14 protein-coding genes are annotated in these 15,831 nt (G+C 68.2%); 4 read left to right on the top strand and 10 right to left on the bottom strand.

The genetic code is table 11. The features are described from left to right. Positions 1–91 precede the first annotated feature (91 nt). The 7 genes from AB0L60_RS17990 to AB0L60_RS17960 all read right to left on the bottom strand — a co-directional run bounded on the left by AB0L60_RS17990 (position 92) and on the right by AB0L60_RS17960 (position 8,840). Entirely contained in the window at positions 92–775 is a 684-nt protein-coding gene (locus AB0L60_RS17990; RefSeq protein ID WP_364614731.1) for a pyridoxamine 5'-phosphate oxidase family protein, read from the bottom strand. Between the two features lie 89 nt (positions 776–864). Then, entirely contained in the window at positions 865–2,610 is a 1,746-nt protein-coding gene (locus AB0L60_RS17985) for a protein kinase (RefSeq protein ID WP_364614728.1), read from the bottom strand. 84 nt (positions 2,611–2,694) lie between these two features. Next, a complete protein-coding gene (locus tag AB0L60_RS17980; RefSeq protein ID WP_364615242.1) occupies positions 2,695–4,014 on the bottom strand; it encodes a pitrilysin family protein in 1,320 nt (439 codons plus the stop codon). A gap of 106 nt (positions 4,015–4,120) precedes the next feature. After that, complete coding sequence (locus AB0L60_RS17975; protein ID WP_354839254.1) at positions 4,121–6,382, bottom strand: polyribonucleotide nucleotidyltransferase; 2,262 nt, start codon at positions 6,380–6,382, stop codon at positions 4,121–4,123. 419 nt (positions 6,383–6,801) lie between these two features. Then, positions 6,802–7,071, bottom strand: coding sequence for a 30S ribosomal protein S15 (rpsO, locus tag AB0L60_RS17970; RefSeq protein WP_040859570.1), 270 nt, complete (start codon positions 7,069–7,071; stop codon positions 6,802–6,804). A gap of 131 nt (positions 7,072–7,202) precedes the next feature. Continuing rightward, complete coding sequence (locus tag AB0L60_RS17965) at positions 7,203–8,162, bottom strand: bifunctional riboflavin kinase/FAD synthetase (RefSeq protein ID WP_364614723.1); 960 nt, start codon at positions 8,160–8,162, stop codon at positions 7,203–7,205. A gap of 84 nt (positions 8,163–8,246) precedes the next feature. Beyond that, a complete protein-coding gene (locus tag AB0L60_RS17960; protein WP_364614720.1) occupies positions 8,247–8,840 on the bottom strand; it encodes a hypothetical protein in 594 nt (197 codons plus the stop codon). A gap of 209 nt (positions 8,841–9,049) precedes the next feature. Between AB0L60_RS17960 and AB0L60_RS17955 the strand changes: the two genes are divergently transcribed. The 4 genes from AB0L60_RS17955 (at position 9,050) to AB0L60_RS17940 (ending at position 13,451) form a co-directional block, all read left to right on the top strand. Beyond that, entirely contained in the window at positions 9,050–10,597 is a 1,548-nt protein-coding gene (locus AB0L60_RS17955) for an HD domain-containing phosphohydrolase (RefSeq protein ID WP_364615239.1), read from the top strand. Between the two features lie 59 nt (positions 10,598–10,656). Then, positions 10,657–11,394 carry a hypothetical protein gene (locus AB0L60_RS17950; RefSeq protein ID WP_364614717.1) on the top strand — a complete coding sequence of 246 codons (738 nt, stop codon included), beginning with the start codon at positions 10,657–10,659 and terminating at the stop codon, positions 11,392–11,394. Positions 11,395–11,508: 114 nt separating this feature from the next. After that, the gene (locus AB0L60_RS17945) at positions 11,509–12,615 is read left to right on the top strand and encodes a sulfite oxidase (RefSeq protein WP_364614714.1); all 1,107 of its coding nucleotides are present in this window, start codon (positions 11,509–11,511) and stop codon (positions 12,613–12,615) included. 44 nt (positions 12,616–12,659) lie between these two features. After that, positions 12,660–13,451, top strand: a complete 792-nt coding sequence (locus tag AB0L60_RS17940) for a metal-dependent transcriptional regulator (protein ID WP_354839238.1) — start codon at positions 12,660–12,662, stop codon at positions 13,449–13,451. Between the two features lie 26 nt (positions 13,452–13,477). Here AB0L60_RS17940 and AB0L60_RS17935 read toward each other — a convergent pair whose 3' ends face one another. From AB0L60_RS17935 to AB0L60_RS17925, 3 genes are read right to left on the bottom strand one after another with little or no spacing between them, the layout of a single operon-like run. After that, entirely contained in the window at positions 13,478–13,777 is a 300-nt protein-coding gene (locus AB0L60_RS17935; protein ID WP_364614710.1) for a protealysin inhibitor emfourin, read from the bottom strand. 25 nt (positions 13,778–13,802) lie between these two features. Then, positions 13,803–14,849 carry a M4 family metallopeptidase gene (locus tag AB0L60_RS17930; protein ID WP_364614707.1) on the bottom strand — a complete coding sequence of 349 codons (1,047 nt, stop codon included), beginning with the start codon at positions 14,847–14,849 and terminating at the stop codon, positions 13,803–13,805. A 19-nt stretch (positions 14,850–14,868) separates the two neighbouring features. Then, positions 14,869–15,816 carry a hypothetical protein gene (locus AB0L60_RS17925; RefSeq protein WP_364614704.1) on the bottom strand — a complete coding sequence of 316 codons (948 nt, stop codon included), beginning with the start codon at positions 15,814–15,816 and terminating at the stop codon, positions 14,869–14,871. Positions 15,817–15,831 lie beyond the last annotated feature (15 nt).

Here is a 15,831-nt window from a genome sequence, read left to right as displayed (position 1 = left end):
CCGACAGTTGATCTCGCGGCATTCCGGGCCGATCAGGACGCCGCCTGGCCGGGTCACCACTGACCGGCAGAACGATCTCGCCCGCACCACATCATCCCGCGGTGACGCGGGCGGCGGCCAATTGCGCTCGCAGCGACTCGTTTTCGCGGCGCAGGTCCTCGATCTCCGAGGTCAGCCGCTGCTGCTCGGCGGCGGCATAGCGGCGTTCCAGGGCGATGGCCTCGTCGAGACGTTCCTTGGTGAAACGGGGGCGGATGTATTTGACGCAGTTCCAGTTGCAGGCCTCGACGGTGACGACGATCGCTCGCTCGGCGATCTTCTGGATCGCGCCGGTGTATGCCCCCGACACCCGGTCGACCAGCTCGGGATCCTCGATACGCTCGACCATGCGAGCGCGGCCGTAGACCTTCAGCCGCTCGCGCACCGGGTAGTCGATGAAGAACAGGGCGACGCGGTCGTTCTCGGTGAGGTTGCCCACAGTGACGTACTGGCGGTTGCCCGACAGGTCGGCGAAGGCGAGAGTGCGCTCGTCGAGGACCTGGACGAAACCCTTGGGCCCGCCGCGATGCTGGATGTACGGCCAGCCGTCCGGGGTGGCGGTGCCGAGGAAGAAGGAGTCGGCCGCGCGGATGAATCCCATCTCACGCAGCTCGAGCGGTTGCGGCTCGTCGCGCCCGCTCTCGAGCTGGGCGCCGTAGTCCCGGTAGCTCCCCGCGATCCTCTGACGTTCCCGCGCCGCTGCCGAGAAGGCGATCCGCGCGTACCGATTCGACATGACGCGTCCTTCCGCTGTCCCGCTATCGAACCTAGCAGTACATTCCAGCTGGTCCGAGGCCCGCGCGGTGTGGCGCTCGTCGCCATCGATCAGGATCGGGTGAGCGGCAGAGACTTCCACCAGTCGACCACACCGCTCTGGGTGGCCGGATTGCCCCGGGTGTACAGCAGGAACTTCTCCCGCGCGGGATCGTCGAAGAAGGTGGTGGCGAAGGCGGTGGAGGGCACGTCCGGAACGGAATCGAAGCGCAGATTGGTGTATTGCTTTGCGCCGCAGTACTCCTTGAAGGAAAGGTTCTCGAAGGTGCTGCCCGCCGGGTGGATTCGATTCGCCACCGCGCGGGCCGCCGCACCCGAACCGTAGGCGAACAGGACGTACTCGCGGACATCGTGGTCGGCCGAGTACTGGCAGTCCCAGGCCGCCGACCACCCTTCGAAGGCCCACGGCGGCAGAAAATCCTTGGTGTCGTGATCCACCACCCGGCAACTCGCGGCGCGATAACCCGCACCGAGCTCGGGCGTCCGGGGAACCAGTCCCGGGAATTGCGCACTGATCTCGCCGATCTCGGCGACGGGCTCCTTCGGCTTCTCCGACTTGCCCAACGGTGTGAACAGGAAGACCGCCAGTCCCAGCGCGGCCGTCAAGCAGGTGCCGAGCAGCACCGTCCGCACCCCGATTGGCCAGCGGCGCACCGACCGCGGCGAAGTCGCCTCCGCCGGTGGCGCTTTCGGATACCGGCCGGTGGGCGGCTGGAACAGATCCGGGATATCGGTCAGCCGTCCCGAGCGCAGGGCCACCGGGGTCGCTGACGCCCGCCGCTGTGCCCCGGTATCCGACTGCGGCACCCGCCGCGCTCCGGTATCCGACTGCGCCGGACGTCGCTGGGCCGACGTGGCCACCGGTGCCGAGCGCGGACCCGTGCCTCTGGTGCCCCGGCGGGTGGCAGGTGAATTCGCTGGGCGTACAGGCGTTTCCGGGGCGTGTTCCGGCCGCGCGCCCGCCGCGACCCCGGCCGCCAGCGCCCGCTGCGCCGCCGCCGCGAACTCCGAACACGACGGGTATCGCTCTTCCGGATTCTTCGCCAGCGCCCGCGCCAGCACCGGATCCAGCGCCGTGGGCAGCCCGGGCCGCAGGCTCGCGACCGACGGCGGCCTGTCGTACAGGTGCGACTTGACAATGGCCCCGAGATCGGCGGCCGGGAACAACGGCACCCCGGTCAGCAGCCGAAACAGCGTGCAGGCCAACGAGTATTGGTCCGACCGGTGGTCGACCGGGTGATTCTGCAGCTGCTCCGGCGCGGCGTAGGCCAACGTCGCCATCACCGAGCCGGAACCGGTGAGGCGTCCGGTGTCCTCCTGCAGACGCGCGATCCCGAAGTCGGTGAGCAACACTCCGGCCTGCTGTTCCCGGGTCTCGCGGGCCAGCAGGATATTGGCGGGCTTCACATCTCGGTGCAGCACGCCCACCCGGTGCGCGTAGTCGAGGGCGTCGGCGGTGGCACTCACGATCTCCACCGCCCGCTCGGGCGACATATCGGTCACCGCCTCGGCCTCGGTGCCGTCGACGTACTGCATGGCGATCCACAGCCGCCCGTGCTCGACACCCCGGTCGTACACCGTGACCACGCCGGGGTGATTGAGCCGGGCGGCGAGGTCGGCCTCGCGCTCGAAGCGGGTGTGAGTCGCGGTGTCGCCGTGGTACTCCGAGTTCAGCACCTTCAGCGCGATCCACCGGGGCAGCCGCGGATGCCGGGCCAGGTACACGGCCCCCATGCCGCCGCGCCCCAGCTCTCGCTCGATCACGTACCCGGCGAAGTTCTCACCTGGAGAAAGCACAACCCCTCCCATTCCGGCGAGGTGATCATAGCCACAAACGGGCATACCTCACCGGCCAGGCGGGACTACTGCCGAGTAGCGATTTCAGTCCACGAGACGACGCACGGCGGCGGGCAGGTCGCGGGTGCGGCGGTAGGGTCCGGCCACCGCGACGCCGAAGGGACGGGCGAGCAGGGCGGCCGCGATCCGGGAGACCTCGTCGGTGGTGACTTCGTCTATGCGAGCGAGGGTTTCGGACACGCTGCGGTGATTGCCGTAGCTGAGTTCCGAGCGGCCGATCCGGTTCATGCGCGAGCCGGAATCCTCCAGACCCAGCACCAGACCGCCCCGCAGCGAACCCTTGGCGCGGGCGCATTCGGCGTCGGTGATACCGTCGGCGGCCACCTCCTCGAGCACCCCGCGCGCCAAACTCGCTACGCGGCCCAGGTTTTCGGGCTGGCAGCCGAGGTAGACCGAGAACGCGCCGGTGTCGGCGAAGGTGTCGACGCTGGAGTACACCGAGTACGCCAGGCCGCGCTCTTCCCGAATGCGCTGGAACAGCCGCGAACTCAGCCCGCCGCCCAGCACCGTGTTGAGCACCGACAGCGGCCAGCGCTTCTCACCCTCGTGCCGGCCGAAGGCGCGGGTGCCGAACACCAGATGCGCCTGCTCGCTGTCGCGCTGGACGCGCAGCAGCTCCGGATTGCCGCGCGGCCGGAACCGGCCCTCGCGCCGCGGAGCGGGTTCCAGCCCGGATTCGAGCCGATCCCCGAAGGCGCGGTACACCAGTTCGACGGTGTGCTCGTGCTCGATATTGCCGGCCACCGCCACCACCATGCGGTCGGGCCGGTAGCGGCGCTGGTGGAACGAGCGCAGCTGCTGGGCCTGCATGGCCTCGATGGTCTCGACACTGCCGATCACCGGGCGGCCGATCGGATGATCACCGAACAGCGCGCTGAGGAAGGTGTCGCCGACGATGTCCTCGGGATCGTCGTCGCGCATGGAGATCTCCTCCAGCACGACCTGCCGTTCCACCGACACATCCTCGGCGCGGCACAGCCCGTTCATCACCACGTCGGTGACCAGGTCCACCGCCAGCGGCAGATCCTCGTCCAGCACGTGGGCGTAGTAGCAGGTCTGCTCCTTGGCGGTGAAGGCGTTCAGCTCACCGCCGACCGCGTCCATGGCCTGCGCGATATCCAGCGCCGAGCGCGAGGGCGTGGCCTTGAACAGCAGATGCTCGAGGAAGTGCGCGGCGCCGGCCACGGTCGGGCCCTCGTCGCGCGAGCCGACCCCGACCCACACGCCGATCGAGGCCGAGCGCACGCTCGGCACATGCTCGGTGACCACCCGTAGACCGCCGGGCAGCACGGTACGGCGCACGCCGACATCCGTTGCGGGCGCTTGATTCTGGGCAACCACCAGTGAAGAGCCCCCTTGCTCCAGATTCCGGAGCAAGGGGGCCGTGTCTGTCGCGGCGCGCGCGGAACCCGCGCGCACCGCGGACTGCTTCTTCGTCACAGAGAAATAATTACTCTGCGTTCGCGTCGGCCGCAGCAGAGGCTTCGGAGTTGTCCGAATCCTCGTCGATCGGCACCAGCGAGATCTTGCCGCGGTTGTCGATGTCGGCGATCTCCACGCGGATCTTGTCACCCACGTTGACCACGTCCTCGACCTTGGCGACGCGCTTGCCGTTGCCCAGCTTCGAGATGTGGACCAGACCGTCGCGGCCCGGCAGCAGCGAGACGAACGCGCCGAAGGCAGTGGTCTTGACGACCGTGCCCAGGAAGCGCTCGCCGACCTTCGGCAGCTGCGGGTTGGCGATGGCGTTGATCGCGTCGATCGCGGCCTGCGCCGACGGGCCGTCGGTCGCGCCGACGAACACGGTGCCGTCGTCCTCGATGGAGATGTTGGCGCCGGTGTCCTCGGTGATCTGGTTGATGACCTTGCCCTTGGGTCCGATCACCTCGCCGATCTTGTCCACCGGGATCTTGATGGCCGTGACGCGCGGAGCGTAGGGGCTCATCTCGTCCGGGGTGGCGATGGCCTCGGCCATCACGTCCAGGATGGTGTGGCGCGCGTCCTTGGCCTGGTTCAGCGCACCGGCCAGCACCTTGGACGGGATGCCGTCGAGCTTGGTGTCCAGCTGCAGGGCGGTGACGAACTCGCGGGTACCGGCCACCTTGAAGTCCATGTCGCCGAAGGCATCCTCGGCGCCCAGGATGTCGGTGAGGGCCACGTAGCGAACCTCGTCCTCACCCTTGTCGTTCTTCACGGTGTCCGACACCAGACCCATGGCGATACCGGCGACCGGGGCCTTCAGCGGCACACCGGCGTTCAGCAGCGACAGGGTCGAGGCGCAGACCGAACCCATCGAGGTGGAACCGTTGGAGCCCAGCGCCTCCGACACCTGACGGATCGCGTACGGGAACTCTTCCTGCGACGGCAGCACCGGCACCAGCGCGCGCTCGGCGAGCGCACCGTGGCCGATCTCGCGGCGCTTGGGCGAGCCCACGCGCCCGGTCTCACCGGTGGAGAACGGCGGGAAGTTGTAGTGGTGCATGTAGCGCTTGGAGGTCTCCGGGCCGAGCGAGTCGACCTGCTGCGCCATCTTCACCATGTCCAGGGTGGTGACACCCAGGATCTGGGTCTCGCCGCGCTCGAACAGCGCCGAACCGTGGGCACGCGGCACCACGGCGACCTCGGCGGACAGCGCGCGGATGTCGGCCAGGCCGCGGCCGTCGATGCGGAAGCTGTCGGTCAGGATGCGCTGGCGCACAAGCTTCTTGGTGACCGAGCGGAAGGCGGCGCCCAGTTCCTTCTCGCGGCCCTCGAAGGACTCGGCCAGCTCGGAGAGCACGGAGAGCTTGATCTCGTCGATTTTCTCCTCGCGCTCCTGCTTGCCCGCGATGGACAGCGCCTCGTTCAGCTCGCGCTTGGCGGTGCCCTCGACGGCCTCGTAGGCGTCGGGCTGGTACGGCAGGAAGATCGGGAACTCTTCGGTCGGCTTGGCCGCCAGGGCGGCCAGGTCCGACTGCGCCTTGCACAGGCGGGCGATGAACGGCTTGGCGGCCTCGAGGCCCTCGGCCACAACGGTTTCCGTCGGCGCGGAGGCGCCGTCGGCGATCAGGGCGAGCACATTGTCGGTGGCCTCGGCCTCGACCATCATGATGGCGACGTCACCGTCGACCACGCGGCCCGCGACGACCATGTCGAACACGGCGCCCTCGAGCTGCTCCACAGTCGGGAAGGCGACCCACTGGCCCTCGATCAGCGCGACGCGCACGCCGCCGACCGGGCCGGAGAACGGCAGGCCCGCGATCTGGGTGGACGCCGAGGCGGCGTTGATCGCGACCACGTCGTACAGATCCTTCGGATCCAGCGACATGACGGTGACGACGACCTGGATCTCGTTGCGCAGGCCGTCGACGAAGGACGGACGCAGCGGCCGGTCGATCAGGCGGCAGGTCAGGATGGCGTCGGTCGAGGGGCGTCCCTCACGACGGAAGAACGAGCCGGGGATACGGCCCGCGGCGTACATGCGCTCCTCGACGTCCACCGTCAGCGGGAAGAAGTCGAACTGATCCTTGGGCTGCTTGGAGGCCGTGGTGGCCGACAGCAGCATGGTCTCGTCGTCGAGGTAGGCGACGACGGAACCGGCGGCCTGCTTGGCCAGGCGGCCGGTCTCGAAACGAATGGTGCGAGTGCCGTAGCTGCCGTTGTCGATCAGGGCGACGGACTCGAAAACGCCGGGCTCGACCTCGGCGGCGGAACTGGTCTGGGTGTCGGACATCTTTGTTATCTCAACCTCTCGTCTTCGCCGGATCCAGCACGCATCGATCACGTGCGACCCGGCTCATGAGCCGTACCCGGCATGGGCGCGCGGCGGCCCTCCTGGCCACAGCGCGCACACCCGGCCCTATCCCCTTGGATACGGCGACGCGGAGGCGGTCATCGATCGAAGCCCTCCGGGCGCGCATGGTTCATCTCACTTCGCGCCCCGAAAAGCCACTACCGAAGACCGACGCCACGCGACGGGTGCATACGGCTCGTGTTGGCGTATACCCGGCCGATCCTCCCCCTCGTGGGGATACACGGCCACATATACGAAAGGCCAACGAGGAGATTCTATGCCTCCTCGTTGGCCGGTTCGTCAACTACCTCTGCCGACGAGGTGTGTCACCTCGCCGCGCCGAGGGTCCGCGGCTTGGGTCAGCGACGCAGGCCGAGACGCTCGATCAGCGAACGGTAACGCTCGATGTCCTTGTCCTGCAGGTACTTCGAGAGCCGCTTGCGACGACCGATCAGCGCCATCAGGCCGTGGCGGGTGTGGTGGTCGTGCTTGTGCTTCTTGAGGTGCTCGGTGATGTCGGCGATCCGCTTGGACAGCAGCGCGATCTGCGCCTCCGGGGAACCGGTGTCCTTCTCGTGCACGCCGTACTCGGCGAGGATCGCCGACTTCTGCTCAGTGGTGAGAGCCACAGATACTCCTTGTTTCAGTCCGCGCTCGAGGGACCGGACGAATCCGGTTGGGCGCCGCCGCGAACCGCAGCAAACCCGACGGGATAGCTTACCGGAGCACCCGTGGTAGCGGAAATCGGCCCCGGGGAGCCCTATTCGCCGGTCTCGTCGTCGAGCACCTTGCGGGCCTGGTCGACGTCCTTGCCGATGGCCTCGACCAGCTCCTCGATGGACCCGAACTTCCGCATGCCGCGCAGCTGCTCGACGAAGTCCACGGCCACGTGCTTGCCGTAGAGGTCGGCGTCGAAGTCGAGGATATGGGGCTCGACGGTGCGGTTGCGGCCGTCGAAGGTCGGGTTGGTGCCGACCGAGATGGCGGCCATGTGGCGCTCGCCGGCCAGCGGGTCGCCGGGTTCGAGGACGGTGAACCAGCCCGCGTACACCCCGTCGGCGGGGATGGCGGCGTGCATGGTCGGGGCCACATTGGCGGTCGGGAAACCCAGGCCCTTGCCGCGGCCGTCGCCGTGCACGACCACGCCCTCGACGCGATGCGGGCGGCCCAGCGCCTCCGCGGCCGCGCCCACATTGCCCTCGGCCAGGCAGCCGCGAATGTAGGTGGAGGAGAAGGTGACGGCGTGCTCGCCGAGCAGCTGCACGCCGTCGACGTCGAAGCCGTAGCGGCTGCCGAGCTCGCGCATGGTGTCGACGGTGCCGGCGGCCTGCTTGCCGAAGGTGAAGTTGTCGCCCACCACGACCTCGGCCACGTGCAGCCGGTCCACGAGCAGTTCCTCGACGTACTCCTCGGGTGTGAGCTTCATGAAGTCACGGGTGAAGGGCATCACCACGAACACGTCGATACCGAGTTCCTCGACCAGTTCCGCGCGCCGGTCCAGGGTGGACAGCTGCGCCGGATGCGCACCGGGCCGCACCACGTCGACCGGGTGCGGGTCGAACGTCATGAGCACCGACGGAACGCCCCGCACCGCAGCGGATTTCACCGCACGGCTGATGAGCTGGGCGTGACCGCGATGCACGCCGTCGAACACCCCGATGGTGAGGACACACCGGCCCCAGTCCGCGGGCATCTCCTCGAGACTTCGCCATCTCTGCACACGGGAAGCCTACGCAAAGCGCGTCACAGACAATATTCGGCGGTGCGGATCTTCACGGCCGGAAGCATGTCCGTCACCCCGCGTTCACCACTCCGGCCCGCCCGCCGGCGTGACCCACCCGGAGATGAACCAGTGCTGGCGGCCGGTATCGGGTTCGTACCATCGGCGTGGAAGTCTCCCTACGTCGGCTCCGTAGACATGGATGCCGACGCAAGGGGTCTCACTCCCGCAGTTGACCCGATGAACGTCGTCGTCGGTGGTGCAGCAGATCGTCACCTGACCGCGATGCCAGTCGTGTTCCACGGTCGCCACGAGCGGGATGTCCAGGGCTGCGGGTTTGACATAGCGGGTCTCGTGTTCGACACCGGAGTAGATCCCGACCACTCCCCAGGTCTCGTGTCCATGGACGGGCGTGGTCTGACCGACATCCCACACCGCCGACACGATGCTGAACGATCCATCGGTCGCGACATGGAGCGGGTACACCACATAGTGGTCCGCATGCGGCTGGGTGAATTCGGGCGGAAGGGTGATATCCGAAGCCAACAGCGCCCGAAGCCGGTCGGCTACCAGAGCCGTAAGCCGGTGTTCGTCGCTGTTGTCGTGGACCAGGGCGTCCACGTCGCCGGCGAACCGGGTCAGATCGGCGGCGCCGCGGCCGGTATGGATGCGGGTCATCGAGACTCCTCTCCGTCTCCTCGGTGGAGGCCGCGCCGATAAGCCCTTCAGCACCAAGTGATCAAGCTCTTCAGCACCAAGTAGAGTCGCGCCGCAACGGTCGAACATGAGGAATTTGTCCCATTTTCGGGAGTGGCCACCGGCGGGGGCGGAGCGTCGTATCCGAAACAGCGTCGGCGTAGCGTCAGTAGGCGCGACGACAGGAGACGATCGTGGCGCCGTTTGTTTCCAGACGAGAGGTCCTCGCGGCACTTTCGATTGCCATCGATCTGGGCTTGGGCCAGCCGATGGAGCACATGCTGCGGTCCGCGGTCATCGGGACCCGGCTTGCCGATCTGCTGCGCCTGACCGAGCAGGAGCGGTCGGCCGTCTTTCATACCTCGCTGCTGATGTGGATCGGATGCCATGCCGATTCGCACGAGTACGCGCACTGGTTCGGCGACGACATCACGGTTCGCCACGACAGCTTCGCGGTGGATTGGTCGGGATTACCGTATCTCCGTTTCTTGCTCCGCAATGTCGGGCGCGGGTTGCCGTTGGGCAAGCGGGCGCAGATCGGCGCGACGTTGATCAAGGACGCCAGGGGCAACCTCGGCAAACTCGTACGCTCGCACTGCGCTTCCGCATCGCTGCTGGCCGAGCAGTTCGGCCTGGGAGAGGAGGTCGCCTGCGCGCTGCGTTTCGCCTTCGAACGGTGGGACGGGCGTGGACTGCCGAACGGAGTCGCGGGCACCGGCATCCCGATCGTGATGCGGGTCGTCCAGCTCGCCGATGTCGTCGAGGTGCCTCATCGCGCCGACGGCGTCGAAGCGGCGATCACGGTGGCCCGCAGCCGAAGCGGCGGCCAGCTCGACCCGCAACTGGTGTCCGTCCTCGCCGGCTCGGCACGGGACCTGCTCGGCCTGCCGGACGACGCGTGGTCGGCGGCCGCGGCCGCACTGCCCGATCCGGATCGGATCGTCACCGGCGCCGAACTCGATGCGCTGCTGCAGGCGCTCGGCGACTTCGTCGACCTGAAATGTCCTTTCACCCTTGGTCATTCGCGCGGGGTGGCCGACCTGGCGCATGCCGCGGCGAGCTGCGCCGGACTGGGCCCGGCGGACGCGGACCTGATGCGGCGGGCAGGGTATGTCCACGACCTCGGCCGCATCGGCGTGTCCAACCACATCTGGGAGAAACCGGGTCCGCTCACCGCCTCCGAATGGGAACGCGCGCAGATGCACCCCTACCTGACCGGCCGGATCTTGAGACGTGTGGGCGGTCTGGAGGCGGTCCGGACCGTCGCGGAACGGCATCATGAACACCTGGATGGCTCGGGGTACCCGAACGGTCTCACCGGCGGTGCGCTCTCGGTGAACGACCGGCTGCTCGCAGCCGCGGTGAAATACCACAGCGCGCGGGAACCGCGACCCTATCGGGTGGCCCTCGACCCCGATCAGGCTGCTCGCCGGCTACGCCGCGACGCAGCTGCCGGGCAACTCGAACCGACGGCGGTCGAGACGGTGCTGGAAGCCGCGGGACACCGGCGGTCCCGGCGACCCGCGCGCCCGTCCGGTCTGACCCCCAGGGAATCCGAGGTACTGATCAACGTGGCCCGGGGTCGATCGAATCGGGAGATCGCGAAGGCCCTCGGCGTTTCGGAGAAGACGGTCCGCAATCACGTCGAACACATCTACAGCAAGATCGGGGTCACGAATCGGGTCGGGGCGAGCCTGTTCGCGACGCAGCACGGCATGGTCATCCCCGCGTCACTGTGAACCGGAAAAGGGGGCGAATGCCTCATGACCACCCCGGCCGTCCCGACGACGATCGTTGCATGACGACCATCAGGAACCCCAGAACCGCGGCGCAGGCGACGCTCGACCGACCAGCGCTCTGGCCGGGCACGGACGAACGGCTCGCCGGCTACGGCGTGATGGGTATGCCGTTCGAAACCGGGGACTACCTGGCGCTGCGGCATTTCGCCGCCACGTCGATCGGTTCGGGCTATCGCGCTGTGTGGCACCGGAACCCGGCCGGCGAATGGACCTTCTACTCCGACGTGGCGCCGGAACTCAGCTGTGCCCGGTACTTCTCCGACGGCGGCTCGGCCACCACGGTCCGCACCCCGATCGATATCGAGTGGGTCGGCCCGTACTCCTTGGAAGTCCGGATCCCCGGCATTCTCGAGTGGCGGATCGACCTGGAGGCCACCGGTCGTACCCGCCTGCTGAGTGCCGTCGGACGCCACACCCCGGCCGCGGTATGGCGTAGCGACCGTTGTCACCGGATCATGGCCAAGGGCGTGGGCCCGATGCTGCAGGTCGGGCATGTCCGTATGAGCGGAACCACCCCGAACGGGCAGCACTTCGCGGCCGGACCGATGCTGATGTGGCTCGTCTCCGCCGGCCGGGCGCGGTTGCGCGGGGCCGATCTCGGCGCGCCCGCTCCGCTGCCACAGCAGCAGCAGCTCGGCGATTTCTGGCTGCCGCAACGCGGCGTCTTCGTCGTCGCGAAAGCCGCGTTCGAATCGTTCGACCCGGCCAGACACCTGGCCCCGGCCGCCGCGGCGTGATCGCGGGCCGTCGGTCATCGATGTTCGAAGGCCGCAATTCGACATCCGGATCGTTCCGGCGCCGGTAGGTTAGGGCCTGCGGGAAGTGAAACCAAAGGTCAGGAGTAAGCCTCGATGACCTGGACTACCGGCCCGGTCATACCCTGGATCAGCCCAAGGTCGGCCCACCGACAAGCCGTAGCGGCGGGCCTGGTCGTGATGTGCCGCGATCCGCTCAATGCCGAGACACCGGTTTCCGAGCTGGGGGGCGACGTCACTCCCAACGCTCGGTTCTACAAGCGGAATCATTTCCGGATTCCGGATCTCGACCCGGCCGACTGGCGGCTTCGGGTTACCGGCCACGTCACGCATCCGTCGACGTGGACTCTGCCCGACCTGCGCCGAATGCCGTCGCGGACACGGACAGTCACCCTCGAGTGCGCCGGCAACGGCCGAGCGGCCCTGGACCCACCGACGCCGGGAGAGCAGTGGGGACTCGGCGCGGTCGGCACCGCGGAATGGACCGGCGTGCCCCTGCTCGAGGTGATCGCGCAGGCGGGTCCCGCGCCCGGAGCCTGCGAGGTGGTGTTCCGCGGCGCGGACAGCGGGCCGGTCGACCGGCATTCGGGAACGATCCGTTTCGAGCGCAGCCTCGACCTGACCGATGCCCGGCACAGCGGGGCGTTGCTCGCCTACGCCATGAATGGTGAGCCGCTGTCAGCCCTCCACGGCCGTCCGCTCCGGCTGGTCGTTCCGGGCTGGTACGGGGTGGCATCGGTGAAGTGGCTCACCGACATCGAGGTCCTCGACCATCGGTTCGCCGGGTTCTTCCAGACCGAAAAGTACTGCTACGAGTGGGAGCGCGGAGGGCAGGTCGTCACCGAGCCGGTGCGCCTGCAGGAAGTACGGTCCGTGATCACGGTGCCCGCGTCGAACGCCGTTGTGCGCCCCGGACCGCTCACCATCCAGGGTGTCGCCTGGTCCGGGCTGGCCCCGATCACCGGCGTCGAGGTCTCGATCGGCGGAGGCAGCTGGCAGCAGGCTCGATTGCCGGGGAAGCAACTGCCGGACAGCTGGCGCGAATGGGATCTCGTCACCTCTGTCGATGCCCCCGGACCGACGACCGTGCGGGTGCGGGCGACGGACGCGGCCGGCCACACCCAGCCCGACGAGCCCGCATGGAATCGGTTGGGGTACGGGGCAAACGCGGTTCACTGTGTGCCGATCCACGTCACGCGATAGCGGACCCGCCCGCCGAACCGTGCTCCCTACCAGCGAGCGCGCCGATGTGTGAAACCGCGCGAGGTGTGCCTAAGCTCGGGTACGTGCCCGGAAAACGAGACATCGCCACCCGCCGCGAGCTGGCCGATCCGTCCGCACCTTCCGAACCCCACAGCAAGACCGCGACCGTCGCCCCGGTGCTGTCCTCGGTCGCCCAGGACTACCTGAAAGTGATCTGGACGGCGCAGGAGTGGTCGCAGGAGAAGGTGTCGACCAAGCTGCTCGCCGAGAAGATCGGCGTCTCCGCCTCCACGGTGTCCGAGGCCGTCCGCAAGCTCGCCGACCAGGGGCTGGTCGAACACGCCCGCTACGGGGCCATCACGCTCACCGAGGACGGCCGCCGCGCCGCGATCGCCATGGTGCGCCGGCACCGGCTCATCGAGACCTTCCTGGTCAATGAACTCGGCTACGGCTGGGACGAGGTGCACGACGAGGCCGAGGTGCTCGAGCACGCCGTCTCGGAGACGCTCATGGATCGCATCGACGCCAAACTCGGCCACCCAGACCGGGATCCGCACGGTGATCCGATTCCCTCGGTGGACGGCGCGGTGCCCACTCCCCCGGCCCGCCAGCTCAGTGATTTCGACGCCGGCGAATCCGGCCGGGTGGCACGGATTTCCGACTCCGATCCGGCCATGCTGCGCTACTTCGATTCGCTCGGCATCGCGCTGGACACACCCATCGCCGTGGTGGAGCGGCGCGATTTCGCGGGCACCATCGCGGTGCAGGTCGACGAACGCACGATCGACCTCGGAAGCATTGCGGCCGAAGCGATCTGGCTCAGCGAAGCGCACTGAACGGGCGGCCGGAAACTCCGTCGCGGTCAGGCGGGCGCGGCCGGAGTCGCCCGGGAGGTGAGGGCCGCGAGCAGCGAGGAGACCTCGGCGGGCACGTACGGCTGACTCCATCGATACGTCCGAGTCCGGGTTCCGTCGCTGACGGTGAGCTCGTAGCTGAACCCATCGGGAACACCGGCCCGGATCGATCCGGCGGGGTCGCCGGTGAGCAGCCCCGCCGCGATCGTGGCATCGCCGGGCGGCAGGTCGGCGGCATCGACCTCGGCGGTCAGGTCCAGACCGGCCAGCCCACCCGACCGTCGATATGCGATGCGTATCGGCGACATACGAACGAGCGTAGTCCCGATGCGATCACTGCACCGGAACCTTCACCGCGTCCCAGCCGGCCCGCACCGCGTCCGCTTCGGTACTCGTGGCACCGAAGCGGGTGCGCGCGTTCTTCAACGTGAGGGTCGCGAAGCCGGTGAAGGTGCTGTTGGGCTTGAGCCTCGGATCGTTGAGGGTTTCGTACCAGATCGTGCCCGCCGCCTGCCATGCCGGTCCGCCCATCGTGAGGGCGGTGACGGCGAACGCGCGGTTGGGGATTCCGGAGTTGATGTGGACACCCCCGTTGTCCGATGTGGTCTGCACGAAGTGGGCCATGTCCGCCGGCTGATTGTCATGCTTGTTGGCGGTGCCCGGTGCTTTCATCGACCGCAGCGCCGGTGTCAGCAACGGCCCCACGATGTCGGCGCCGATGAGCCAGTCCGCCTGTGCGGCGTTCTGGCCCAGGTGGTACTGCTTGACCAGCGACCCGAACACGTCGGAGATCGATTCGTTCAGCGCACCCGACTCGCCCGAGTAGATCAGGTTCGCTTCGTGCTGGGTGACGCCGTGGGTCAGCTCGTGGCCGATCACGTCGATTCCCCGGGTGGTGTCGGTCAGGATCTGGCCGTCACCGTCGCCGAAGAACATGCGCCCCTGACCGTCCCAGAACGCATTGTCGAAGGCGGTGCCATAATGCACCAGCCCGGCGATCGGCATACCCTGGCCGTCGATCGAATCTCGTTGAAACACATCCCAATACAGCGAGTAGGTGGCGCCGAAGCCGTCATACGCCGCATCGGCGGAGGCGTCCCCGGACGGCGGGTCGCCCTCGTGCCGGACCAGTGTGCCCGGACCCGGGCTCTCCGAGTGCCGCTGGTCGTAGATCCAGCGGTGCGGGGTGCCGCCGGCGGCGGCCAGCGCGAGCCGGACGGGCGCGACGAGCCGGGCGGCGACCTCGGCACGCGCTTGCCGGAACGAACTGTCCCGGTCCAAGGCCGTCAAGACCGCCAACCGCTGCTCGTGCGTCGCCTCCCTCGCCAGCGAGACCAGCAGGTCGGGCGGCAGAATGCAGGCGAGCGAATGCCTTCTCATGATGTCTCCCCCTTGGTTCTCAGGCGCGAACGAGGCTGCGGTTCGCCGGATCGGAGATCCAGTCGAGCAGGCCCTTGACGTCCTGGGTGAAGTACGGCCCGTATTCCACGGTGTCGCCGTCGTTGATGTGAAAACTCTGCAGCCCGTTCGCATATTGGCGCGCCGAACCGTTGAAATCGGTGATCCACGGTCCGCCGCTGCTGCCGTGCTCCATATTGTCGTTGCTCAGCCCGATGGTGCCGGTGGTCGAACTGGATTGCACCGTGCCCAGGGCCTCGTCCATCTTGTTGCCGTCGAACGGCGGGCTGGGTGTCGCGGGGTAGCCGACCGCGTCCCAGACCCGGCCCGCGGTGGCGGCGTTCCACAGCAGCCCCAGCCAGCCCACCTGATTTCCCGGCGCGCTGTCGAACCAGACCATCCCGTAGTCGAAGGCGCGGTCGCCTTGCTGAGTCCACGCCGTCCAGGCCGCGGCGGAGCTGTAGTTGAAGCTGTAGGCCGGGTCCGAGCTGGCGCGGCTGGGATAGGACGGGAAGAACGCCAGATTGGTGGACCAGTTGCCGTCGCCGAAGACGCAGTGGCCGGCGGTGAGCAGGACGTTCGGCGCGATGAACGCCGCCGATCCGGCGAAGTTGCCGTTGTTCTGGGTGAAGAACAGCTTGCCGCAGGTGGTGTACGGGTAGGCGAGCGGGTTCAGTACCGGGTCGGCGTCGCTGGTGCCGCCTTGGCCCGAATCTCGGTGCGCGCGTGCGGTTCCATTGTGACCCGCCGGAGTATGTCCGGCCTTTCCGGATGGCTGCGGTGCGATCGCCTGCCGGGGGTGTGCGGCCTTACGCTCCCGCGGCAGCGGAACCGGGATGGCCGCGGCTCGGCGTTCGGGCGTCCAGTATTCTTCGCCGGCCTCGACGCCGGCCATGTCGGCCGGGCCGGATCCGACCACGTAGTTCTCGTTGTCGCGTGATGTGCTCATTGCGGTGGTCTCCTC

It is taken from the genome of Nocardia sp. NPDC051981 (assembly GCF_040680715.1).
Lineage (GTDB): Bacteria > Actinomycetota > Actinomycetes > Mycobacteriales > Mycobacteriaceae > Nocardia.
Note: the sequence above shows the minus strand (reverse complement) of the source record. Positions and strands in the feature narration are given on the sequence as shown.

Coding starts and splice junctions, on each gene's coding strand:
- AB0L60_RS17990 (WP_364614731.1), bottom strand. CDS start 775: ATGTCGAATCGGTACGCGCGGATCGCCTTCTCGGCAGCGGCGCGGGAA.
- AB0L60_RS17945 (WP_364614714.1), top strand. CDS start 11,509: ATGACCTGGACTACCGGCCCGGTCATACCCTGGATCAGCCCAAGGTCG.
- AB0L60_RS17950 (WP_364614717.1), top strand. CDS start 10,657: ATGACGACCATCAGGAACCCCAGAACCGCGGCGCAGGCGACGCTCGAC.
- AB0L60_RS17930 (WP_364614707.1), bottom strand. CDS start 14,849: ATGAGAAGGCATTCGCTCGCCTGCATTCTGCCGCCCGACCTGCTGGTC.
- AB0L60_RS17960 (WP_364614720.1), bottom strand. CDS start 8,840: ATGACCCGCATCCATACCGGCCGCGGCGCCGCCGATCTGACCCGGTTC.
- AB0L60_RS17975 (WP_354839254.1), bottom strand. CDS start 6,382: ATGTCCGACACCCAGACCAGTTCCGCCGCCGAGGTCGAGCCCGGCGTT.
- AB0L60_RS17935 (WP_364614710.1), bottom strand. CDS start 13,777: ATGTCGCCGATACGCATCGCATATCGACGGTCGGGTGGGCTGGCCGGT.
- AB0L60_RS17940 (WP_354839238.1), top strand. CDS start 12,660: ATGTGTGAAACCGCGCGAGGTGTGCCTAAGCTCGGGTACGTGCCCGGA.
- AB0L60_RS17925 (WP_364614704.1), bottom strand. CDS start 15,816: ATGAGCACATCACGCGACAACGAGAACTACGTGGTCGGATCCGGCCCG.